This is a genomic window from Halobellus captivus (assembly GCF_003697845.1).
GTDB lineage: Archaea > Halobacteriota > Halobacteria > Halobacteriales > Haloferacaceae > Halorubrum > Halorubrum glutamatedens.
On record NZ_RDQE01000011.1, the window covers coordinates 78,681 to 88,424 of the forward strand.

General features: G+C 63.7%; 8 protein-coding genes and 1 CRISPR repeat array. All 8 genes read left to right on the top strand.

Features of this window, described 5'->3' with window-relative positions:
- Position 1: 1 nt before the first annotated feature.
- A complete protein-coding gene (locus tag EAO78_RS13380) occupies positions 2–709 on the top strand; it encodes a 50S ribosomal protein L32e (RefSeq protein ID WP_122106339.1) in 708 nt (235 codons plus the stop codon).
- Complete coding sequence (locus tag EAO78_RS13385; protein WP_122106340.1) at positions 702–1,163, top strand: 50S ribosomal protein L19e; 462 nt, start codon at positions 702–704, stop codon at positions 1,161–1,163. The genes EAO78_RS13380 and EAO78_RS13385 overlap by 8 nt, the downstream gene beginning before the upstream one ends.
- A complete protein-coding gene (locus tag EAO78_RS13390) occupies positions 1,163–1,720 on the top strand; it encodes a 50S ribosomal protein L18 (protein ID WP_122106341.1) in 558 nt (185 codons plus the stop codon). The genes EAO78_RS13385 and EAO78_RS13390 overlap by 1 nt, the downstream gene beginning before the upstream one ends.
- Entirely contained in the window at positions 1,713–2,360 is a 648-nt protein-coding gene (locus tag EAO78_RS13395; protein ID WP_122106342.1) for a 30S ribosomal protein S5, read from the top strand. Before EAO78_RS13390 ends, EAO78_RS13395 begins: the two co-directional genes overlap by 8 nt.
- Positions 2,360–2,824, top strand: a complete 465-nt coding sequence (locus EAO78_RS13400; protein WP_122106343.1) for a 50S ribosomal protein L30 — start codon at positions 2,360–2,362, stop codon at positions 2,822–2,824. The genes EAO78_RS13395 and EAO78_RS13400 overlap by 1 nt, the downstream gene beginning before the upstream one ends.
- Positions 2,821–3,318 carry an uL15m family ribosomal protein gene (locus EAO78_RS13405; protein ID WP_122106344.1) on the top strand — a complete coding sequence of 166 codons (498 nt, stop codon included), beginning with the start codon at positions 2,821–2,823 and terminating at the stop codon, positions 3,316–3,318. Before EAO78_RS13400 ends, EAO78_RS13405 begins: the two co-directional genes overlap by 4 nt.
- Positions 3,319–4,797 carry a preprotein translocase subunit SecY gene (secY, locus tag EAO78_RS13410; RefSeq protein ID WP_122106345.1) on the top strand — a complete coding sequence of 493 codons (1,479 nt, stop codon included), beginning with the start codon at positions 3,319–3,321 and terminating at the stop codon, positions 4,795–4,797. It begins immediately after the preceding gene.
- Between the two features lie 84 nt (positions 4,798–4,881).
- On the top strand, positions 4,882–7,005 hold the full coding sequence (locus tag EAO78_RS13415) for a DUF7845 domain-containing protein (protein ID WP_136516510.1): 2,124 nt from the start codon (positions 4,882–4,884) through the stop codon (positions 7,003–7,005).
- A 403-nt stretch (positions 7,006–7,408) separates the two neighbouring features.
- A CRISPR array of direct repeats spans positions 7,409–9,679; the repeat unit is 30 nt; unit sequence GCTTCAACCCCACGAAGGTTCGTCTGAAAC.
- The last annotated feature ends 65 nt before the right edge of the window (positions 9,680–9,744 follow it).

Below are 9,744 nucleotides of genomic sequence, written 5' to 3' on the forward strand. Positions count from 1 at the left end.
CATGGCCGAGGAACTCGAAGACATCAGCGGCGTCGGTCCCTCGAAGGCAGACGCGCTTCGAGCGGCCGGCTACGAGACGGTAGAGGACGTGAAGGCCGCCTCCCAGTCGGAGCTCTCCGAGGTCGACGGCGTCGGCAACGCGCTCGCCGCGCGTATCAAAGCCGACGTCGGCGGTCTGGAGGTCGACGAGGAGGCCGAAGCGGAGATCGAAGACGAGACCGACGAGGAGGAGGCCGCGGCGGCCGACTCCGACGACGAGGTCGAAACGGAGCTTCGTCCCCGCGGTCACGCCGACAAGACGCCGGAGCTGGACGAGGAGACCGCTCGCGCGCTCGCACAGAAGCACCGCGAGGGGAAACCGCAGTTCAACCGGCAGGACTACCACAAGAAGAAGCGGATCCCGACGTCGTGGCGCAAGCCGCGCGGCGGGCTCTCCAAGCAGCGCCGCCGCATGAAGGCGAAGGGCCCCGTCGTCGAGGCGGGGTTCCGTTCGCCGACGGCGTCGCGCGACCTCCACCCGAGCGGCTTCGAGGAGGTCCGTGTCCACAACACGGACGACCTCGAGGGCGTCGACGGCGACACGCAGGCGGTCCGTATCGCCTCGAAGGTCGGCGGACGCAAGCGCGAACTGATCGAGGACGAGGCGGAGGAGCGCGGAATTCGCGTGTTGAACCCGACCTACGTCGAGGTGGAGGTGGACGATGAGTGACCTGAAGGCTCAGAAACGGCTGGCGGCGGACGAACTTGACGTCGGCAAGGGCCGCGTCTGGCTCGACCCCGACGCCCAAGAGGAGATCGAGGACGCGATCACCCGCGAGGACGTTCGCGAACTCATCGACCAGGGCACGATCCGCGCGAAGGACGCGAAGACGAACTCCCGCGGTCGGGCCCGCGAGCGCGCGGAGAAGCGCTCGTACGGCCACAAGACGGGTGCCGGTTCCCGGAAGGGGAAGGCCGGCGCGCGACAGAACACGAAGGACGACTGGAAGGCGCGGATCCGCGCACAGCGCGCCCGCCTGAAGGAGCTCCGCGACGAGGAGGACGTTCTCGACTCGTCGGAGTACCGCACGCTTTACAACAAGGCGAGCGGGGGCGAGTTCGAGGACGTCGCCCGTCTGGAGGCGTACATCCGGACGCAGTACGGCTACGAGGTGACGGAATAATGGCGACAGGACCACGATACAAGGTGCCGATGCGGCGCCGCCGAGAGGTCCGGACGGATTACCACCAGAGGTTGCGCCTGCTGAAATCGGGCAAGCCTCGCCTGGTCGCCCGGGTGAGCAACGCTCACGTCAGGGCGCAGCTGGTTACTCCCGGACCCGACGGCGACGAGACCCACGCGGCCGCCTCCAGCGAGGACCTCGCAGACTACGGCTGGGACGCCCCGACGGGCAACCTCCCCAGCGCGTACCTCACGGGGTACCTCGCGGGCGCTCGCGCGGTCGAGGCGGGCCTCGAGGAGGCCGTCCTCGACATCGGGCTCAACACGGCGACGCCCGGCAACAAGACGTTCGCGGTACAGGAAGGAGCGATCGACGCGGGCCTCGAGATCCCCCACAACGACGACGTGCTGGCCGACTGGTCGCGCACGCGAGGCGAGCACATCGCCGCGTACGCCGAGCAGCTCGACGAGCCGCTGTATTCGGGGGAGTTCGACGCCGGCGAGTTACCCGAGCACTTCGATTCCGTGCTCGACGAGCTACAGGAGGACCATGAGTAGACACAACGACGGCTGGGAACCGCGAACGCGGCTCGGCCGCAAGGTACAGGACGGCGACGTCACGTCGATGGAACAGGCGCTCGACTCCGGGCTCCCGCTGAAGGAGGCCGAGATAGTCGACCAGCTCCTTCCGGGGCTCGAAGACGAGGTGCTGGACATCAACATGGTTCAGCGCATGACCGACTCCGGCCGGCGCGTGAAGTTCCGGTGCGTCGTGGCGGTGGGCAACCGCGACGGTTACCTCGGCTACGCACAGGCGCGGGACGACCAGGTCGGCGGCGCGATCCAGAAGGCGATCGACGTCGCGAAGCTGAACGTCATCGAGGTCGACCGCGGCTCCGGGTCCTGGGAGGACCAGCCCGGCGGGACGAACTCGCTGACCCGGACGGCGAAGGGGAAGGCCGGCTCCGTCACCGTGGAGATCAAGCCCGCCCCGCAGGGGCTCGGGCTGGCCGCCGCGGAGACGGTGCGGAACATCCTCGAGCTCGCGGGCGTCGAGGACGCCTGGACGAACTCCGACGGCAACACGCGAACGACGGTGAACCTCGCGAAGGCGACGTTCAACGCGCTGGAGAACGCGGCACAGTCCCGCACGCCCCAGCACGCACGGCAGGTCCACTACGACGAGGTGAGCGAGTGATGCAGGCGATCGTTCAGCTCCGCGGTGAGGTCAACGTGAACGAGGGCGTCGTCGACACGCTCGACATGCTGAACGTCGGACGGGTCAACCACGCGACGTTCGTTCCGGAGACCGACTCCTACCGCGGCATGATCACGAAGGTGAACGACCTCGTCGCCTTCGGCGAGCCGACCGTCGAGACGGTGGCGGCCACCATCGAGCGGCGCGGCGAGCCCCTCGAGGGCGACGCCGACGTCGACGACGAGTGGGTCGCGGAACACACCGACTACGACGACGTGGCGGCGCTTTCGGACGCGATCGTCGCCGAAGAGACGACGCTGCGCGAGCAGGGTCTCTCCCCGACGCTCCGTCTTCACGCCCCGCGCGGCGGTCACGACGGGATCAAACACCCGATCGTGGAGGGCGGAGAACTCGGTCGCCACTCCACCGAGGAGATCGACGCGCTCCTGGAGGCGATGCGATGACCGACAAGAAGCGCCGACAGCGCGGCTCCCGGACGCACGGCGGCGGCACGCACAAGAACCGGCGCGGTGCCGGTCACCGCGGCGGCCGCGGTGCCGCCGGTCGCGCGAAACACGAGTACCACAACTACGGACCGCTCGGCAAATACGGCTTCAAGCGCCCCGAGGACTCACGGACCGAGGTCCTCGAGGTCAAAGCCCAGAAGCTCGACGAGGACGCGGCGCTGTACGCCGCGGAGGGCCTCGCCGAGGAGGACGGCGACGCGTACGTCATCGACGCCCGCGACGTCGTCGACGACGGCCACGACGCGGACGTGGTGAAGGTGCTCGGCGGCGGACAGGTCCGCCACGAGCTCCACGTCACCGCCGACGCGTTCACGGCCGGCGCGGTCGAGGGGATCGAGTCCGCCGGCGGCGAGGCGACGCTCTCCGAGCGCGCCGAGGAGGCGTCGGACGGATCAGAAAACACTTCCGACGACGAGACTGACGAGGCGTAAATGAGTTGGAAGGAGGTCGCCGAACCGGTGCTCTCGCGGATGCCCGTCGTGGAGCGACCCGCGGGTCACGTCCCGTTCCGGCGCAAGCTCATGTGGACGGCGGGGATCCTGCTCGTCTACTTCTTTTTGACCAACATCAATCCGTTCGGCCTGGCGGCCGAACAGGGGAGCGACTTCTTCGGACAGTTCCGCTCGGTGTTGGCCGGGGAGTCGGGCTCGCTGTTACAGGTCGGTATCGGTCCGATCGTCACGGCGTCGATCGTCTTACAGCTGCTCGGCGGCGCGAACCTGCTCGGGCTCGACACGGACGACCCGCGCGACCAGGTCCTCTACCAGGGCCTTCAGAAGCTCCTCGTGATCATCGTCACCGCCCTCACGGCCGCTCCGATGGTGTTCACCGGCGAGTTCCTTCCAGCCGATCAGGCCGTCGGACAGGCGCTCGGGATCGGCGAGTTCGGCGTCGAGGTACTGATCTTCGCACAGGTCTTCGTCGGCGGTCTCCTCATCCTGTTCATGGACGAGATCGTGAGCAAGTGGGGCGTCGGCTCCGGCGTGGGGCTGTTCATCATCGCCGCCGTGAGCCAGCAGATCGTCGGGGGGTTCTTCAGCTTCTCGGCGCTCGGCGCGCCCGGCTTCTTCGCGAGCTGGTACGGGATCGTCTTCGGTGACGTTCCCGTCTCGCTGTCGCCGTTCACGGCCGAGGGCCTCCAGAACCTGCTTTTCGACCCCGGAAACGTTCTGGCGCTCTTCACGACGGTGTTCATCTTCGGGATCGTCGTGTACGCGGAGTCGGTCCGCGTCGAGATCCCGCTGTCACACGCCCGCGTGAAGGGTGCCCGGGGGCGCTTCCCGGTGAAGCTCATCTACGCGTCCGTCCTGCCGATGATCCTCGTTCGCGCGCTTCAGGCGAACGTCCAGTTCCTCGGACAGATCCTCTCCTCGCAGTGGGCGGGGATGCCGGCGTGGCTCGGGACCTATAGCGACCAGGGACAGCCCCTCTCGGGACTGTTCTACTACCTGAACCCGATCCAGTCGCGGACCGAGTGGATGTGGTTCCTCGGGGAGATCCCGGCGTCGGTTGAACCGTGGATGATCGCCGTTCGGCTCGCCATCGACCTCACGTTCATGGTCGTCGGCGGGGCGATCTTCGCGATCTTCTGGGTCGAGACCACCGGCATGGGACCGGAAGCGACGGCGAAGCAGATCCAGAACTCCGGGATGCAGATCCCGGGGTTCCGGCGGAACCCGCAGGTCGTAGAGAAGGTGATGGAGCGGTACATCCCGCAGGTGACCGTCATCGGCGGGGCGCTCGTCGGGCTGCTCGCCGTGATGGCGAACCTGCTGGGCACCATCGGGCAGGTCTCCGGTACCGGGCTGCTGCTCGCGGTCTCGATCACGTACAAGCTGTACGAGGAGATCGCAGAGGAGCAGCTCATGGAGATGCATCCGATGATGCGCCAGATGTTCGGCAACGAGTAACGAACATCTACACTCCTTTAAATTCTTTTTCGACCCTGAGCGACTGCTCCGTCCTCAGTTGGCTCCCGTCTGGGGGTGGTCGCAGTGACCAACCCGGAGGACTTCTTCGGGCAGCTCAACGAGGCCGAGGCGGTCACTGACGACCAAGAGGACTCTATCGAAACATCGGTTGAGCAGACGGAAGCGGACGCACTCCGGGCAGATGCGGATACGACAGCTAACTCAACTACATCCACGGAGCCACGGCGACGAACTGTTAACCCCCGATATATTGCTAGATGTCGATTCTGTCGGTGTAAGTTCAAACAACACCGCATCGCGGTGAGGCACGAGGGCAGGTGCGACGCTGAAGCAGTCTCACAGTGTCGGTACTGCCGCGAGACGCATACCCGGGACGATGACCCGACCCACCATCTCAAGACGTGTGAGGCGTACCAGCGAGCCGAGAAGCGTCTCAAAGAACGGAGTGAGTCGGATGCGACCGACACTGACGAACCCACCGAGGCGGCCGACTCTGATGACGAGCACTTCGCCCGTACGTTCATCGACCCGCAACCCCACGAGTTCCACGCCTATCTCAAATGGAACTGTGAGCACCTCGATAATCCACTCCGATCGTACTTCGGCCTACGCTCCCTCCAGGGGGAGCATGACTTCGAGCAGCACGGGCGGCTCAGAACGACCACTGGAATCGACGGGAGTGAGTGGAACATCGAGTTCGGATTCAAATCTTCCGGGCTTGCCCCACGCGACGCCGAGAATTTCCAACTCGAAGAGGTCCGAGAGTACCTTGTATTCGTGTATCCGAAAGGATACGATTCATGGGGTGCCGCTAAGTCGGAAGCGCGAAAACGTGCCTACTTCCGTATATCCCCTCGGTGGCCGGATATCGAAACGAAGGAGGGCAACAAATCGATGTCAGACACCGGTTTGGAGGGGTACAACGTAGAGGTTGAGGGCTCTTACTGGGATTTCGAACAGTACCCAACGGTGCTCCGGCAGTCGCTCGATGCGCTCGCGACGCGCCAGGGATTCCGATTTAACAGTCCGACCCCCATCTACCCAGTCGACTTCGATGAGGATCGGCTCCACAATTCCTCGAATATCGTCGACGCAGAGCTGTACGTTAGAGTGCTCAAAGGAGAAACTGGTGAGGTCATCGCGTACGACGGGACGCTTCACGAGATCTCCTTGTTACTCGCCGGCGACCGCGAAGGGTACACGAAGTCGGTCCGTGACGACCGGGAGTGTCCCGGTCACTATCACACCGCGACCATCGATTCTCGGCGTGCCGGTGAGCTAGTCGGTAGCCACGAGCTAGCGAAAGAGTTCAAACACTACCACATGCGAAACCCCGACGCCGTCGAGGGAACAGATCTCGAAAACCCGAAAATTGGCGTCTCCTTCCAGCACTCGATTCACGACGGCACGCTGTACTGGAGGGACCTCGACACGCTTGTCACGGAACTCGACGAGGCGCTGTTGAACGTTCTCAACTGGTCGAGGATTCCGACCCGTCCGGACGGCCAGATGTTCGTCGACGACGACTACTTCGAGGTGACCGGATCTCGTCGCTGGCGGAAGATCCTTCGCGACCGTTTGCCGCGAATCGAGACCAAACAAGACGACCAAATCTTCGCGACGGCGGCGCAAATGAACGAGACGGACACGGAGCTGGTTGAGACACTGCTCACAGACGGCGGAGAGACGTCGCCGAAGGAGTTGGCCCGTTCCATCGGCGTTCACCTCGACACCGTCTATCGCGCTCTCAAGCGGCTCTCGCCGCTCGTGGATCATACCTACGGAGAGGTTCAAATCGGATCGAAGTACATCGCCCAGGAACTGACGGGATACATCGATGCGGTGTCGAACAGTATCAAGTCCGGTCTTGAGAACGCGCTTGACGGGCTCACTAGAGCGGAGGCTCACGGCGGTGACGACGACCCGTGGAGTCGGTGGCTCGACAGGTACGGCGGAGAGATTAGCCGCACCAAAGGCGTGGATCCTGACGAGCTCGACATCGGGTTCCAGCCCGATTCCCTCGCTGAGGCGCGTCGGCTCCTCCGGAGTGGGGCGAGCCAGTGGTCGAAGGTGACGGGTGAGGACCTTCGGCAGTTCGCGTTCGAGTTCGCGCCAAAGATCACTCTCGTCGACGGTCGCGTATACGAACCCCGTCGCTTTGCCGACGCATTAGGGACTCCCGGCTAGCGCGGCACCTCGTGAGAGGCATCACTATCGATCCGGTCAGTTAGCGGACTATTTTGCTTCTTTTCTGGCGGTGTTCGCGATCAGTTCGTCGATCTCTCGCTCCCTGAGCGACTACACCGTCTCCCGCACCGTCCTAACTCCGAGGTGGGGTACCCACCTCTCCGTTAGGTGTGTGGCTAAGGAGCCACACTAGGAAACCACTGCCTCGCTTCGCTCGGCAGATTCCAGCAGAAACACAGGTGGTCGGCGCGCCTGACTCGGCGCGCCTCAATCTCTACACCTCTAAGATTCGTTTGAAACACCACAAGGGCGATAGCACCCATAATCAGTACCATGCTTCAACCGCTCAGAGGGTTCGTCTGAAACTCGCGAGTCCCGTCGACTTAGGCGCTTTATTCCCGTTTCTTCAACCCCACGAAGGTTCGTCTGAAACGCGATCCGAATCACCCCGCCCTGCGTCTCGAAGGCGCTTCAACCCCACGAAGGTTCGTCTGAAACTACGTGCCGAGAGTGCGCGCCGTTAGACAGCGAGAGGCTTCAACCCCACGAAGGTTCGTCTGAAACACGTCGTCGACGGTCAGGCCCGTGTTTGCCGGCAGGGGCTTCAACCCCACGAAGGTTCGTCTGAAACGCCCGTAGGGACCGACCGCGTCGACGAGTTGGTCGTGCTTCAACCCCACGAAGGTTCGTCTGAAACCCTGGATCCAGTCCTCGGTGGGCTGGTGCCCGCGGTAGCTTCAACCCCACGAAGGTTCGTCTGAAACCGGCAAAGGCCGGATGGAGCCCAGCGACGTTCGCGCTTCAACCCCACGAAGGTTCGTCTGAAACTCGCTACCCCCATCGTCGTCATCATCACTCCCGCCAGCTTCAACCCCACGAAGGTTCGTCTGAAACACGGGCGTCCTCGACGACGTGTGGCCGGACGGACTCGCTTCAACCCCACGAAGGTTCGTCTGAAACTCTCCTCCTCGCCGTCGCCGTAGTTCTCGAGCTTGTGGCTTCAACCCCACGAAGGTTCGTCTGAAACGAGTGCGGCCCGGTGTGAGCCATGTCCACCGCCGGCTTCAACCCCACGAAGGTTCGTCTGAAACGAGTGCGGCCCGGTGTGAGCCATGTCCACCGCCGGCTTCAACCCCACGAAGGTTCGTCTGAAACTCCGGTGAGGAGTTCGGCCCGGCAGGCGGTCCGGGTGCTTCAACCCCACGAAGGTTCGTCTGAAACTCGTCGACGATCGCCTCGACAGCAACCGCTGCGGCTGGCTTCAACCCCACGAAGGTTCGTCTGAAACTCTCGTTCATCGCCGTCGCGAACGCCGACGGCTACGCGCTTCAACCCCACGAAGGTTCGTCTGAAACGCGGTGAGGGCGACGCCGAAGCGATGCTCACGCGGTCGCTTCAACCCCACGAAGGTTCGTCTGAAACGTGGCCCGAGGGCACGGCGCTGTTCACCTACCCCGAGCTTCAACCCCACGAAGGTTCGTCTGAAACACGCCTGGATCCCGTTCATCGCAGCCTGTGCGTCTTGCTTCAACCCCACGAAGGTTCGTCTGAAACTGGCTGCGGCGTGAGGTGGCGTCGTGACGGCACCCGCTTCAACCCCACGAAGGTTCGTCTGAAACTTCCTGGTCGTCACCGAAGTCGCTCGAGCCGCCCGAGCTTCAACCCCACGAAGGTTCGTCTGAAACGAGGACTGCCGACAGTGACGCGCCGGCGTCAGTGTCCGCTTCAACCCCACGAAGGTTCGTCTGAAACTCGTCGTCGTCGGGCGGTTCGTCGTCGTCCGGCGGCTTCAACCCCACGAAGGTTCGTCTGAAACCCTCGAGCGAATATGTCCCCGACTCCGCTTGGGCCGCTTCAACCCCACGAAGGTTCGTCTGAAACCCGCGTCGGTCAACCGGATCCCCATCCCCGCGCCGGCTTCAACCCCACGAAGGTTCGTCTGAAACTCGTCTCGATGACGTGGCCTTTCTCGTCGATGACCTGGCTTCAACCCCACGAAGGTTCGTCTGAAACGCGAGACGCTCGACGAACACGGCGCGGTCAGCGGCTTCAACCCCACGAAGGTTCGTCTGAAACCCATCCGATCAGTCGGGTGTATCTGCGGGGCGAGCGAGCTTCAACCCCACGAAGGTTCGTCTGAAACAGTTCGAGACGACCGACGTCCACGAGTCGATCTCGGAGCTTCAACCCCACGAAGGTTCGTCTGAAACCGTAGCCGCCGCTTGCTGTCTGTGTCATGTGTCTTCGCTTCAACCCCACGAAGGTTCGTCTGAAACTCGAACACGCGTCGCTGGTCGACATCCCTCGCAGCCAGCTTCAACCCCACGAAGGTTCGTCTGAAACCGTAGCCGCCGCTTGCTGTCTGTGTCATGTGTCTTCGCTTCAACCCCACGAAGGTTCGTCTGAAACTCGAACACGCGTCGCTGGTCGACATCCCTCGCAGCCAGCTTCAACCCCACGAAGGTTCGTCTGAAACCGGCTGGTTGCCGCCCGTCCGCAGCTGGGAGATCTCGCTTCAACCCCACGAAGGTTCGTCTGAAACACGCCGGAGGGATCGACGTCCGGAGCGTCGGAACCGGCGCTTCAACCCCACGAAGGTTCGTCTGAAACACGCGCTCCCGATCATCGGGCCGCTGCTCCTCGCGCTTCAACCCCACGAAGGTTCGTCTGAAACGCGCGGGAAGCCGTCGCCGAAGACCTCGGGAAGGTCGCTTCAACCCCACGAAGGTTCGTCTGAAA

Coding starts and splice junctions, on each gene's coding strand:
- EAO78_RS13380 (WP_122106339.1), top strand. CDS start 2: ATGGCCGAGGAACTCGAAGACATCAGCGGCGTCGGTCCCTCGAAGGCA.
- EAO78_RS13400 (WP_122106343.1), top strand. CDS start 2,360: ATGCAGGCGATCGTTCAGCTCCGCGGTGAGGTCAACGTGAACGAGGGC.
- EAO78_RS13390 (WP_122106341.1), top strand. CDS start 1,163: ATGGCGACAGGACCACGATACAAGGTGCCGATGCGGCGCCGCCGAGAG.
- EAO78_RS13395 (WP_122106342.1), top strand. CDS start 1,713: ATGAGTAGACACAACGACGGCTGGGAACCGCGAACGCGGCTCGGCCGC.
- EAO78_RS13405 (WP_122106344.1), top strand. CDS start 2,821: ATGACCGACAAGAAGCGCCGACAGCGCGGCTCCCGGACGCACGGCGGC.
- secY (WP_122106345.1), top strand. CDS start 3,319: ATGAGTTGGAAGGAGGTCGCCGAACCGGTGCTCTCGCGGATGCCCGTC.
- EAO78_RS13385 (WP_122106340.1), top strand. CDS start 702: ATGAGTGACCTGAAGGCTCAGAAACGGCTGGCGGCGGACGAACTTGAC.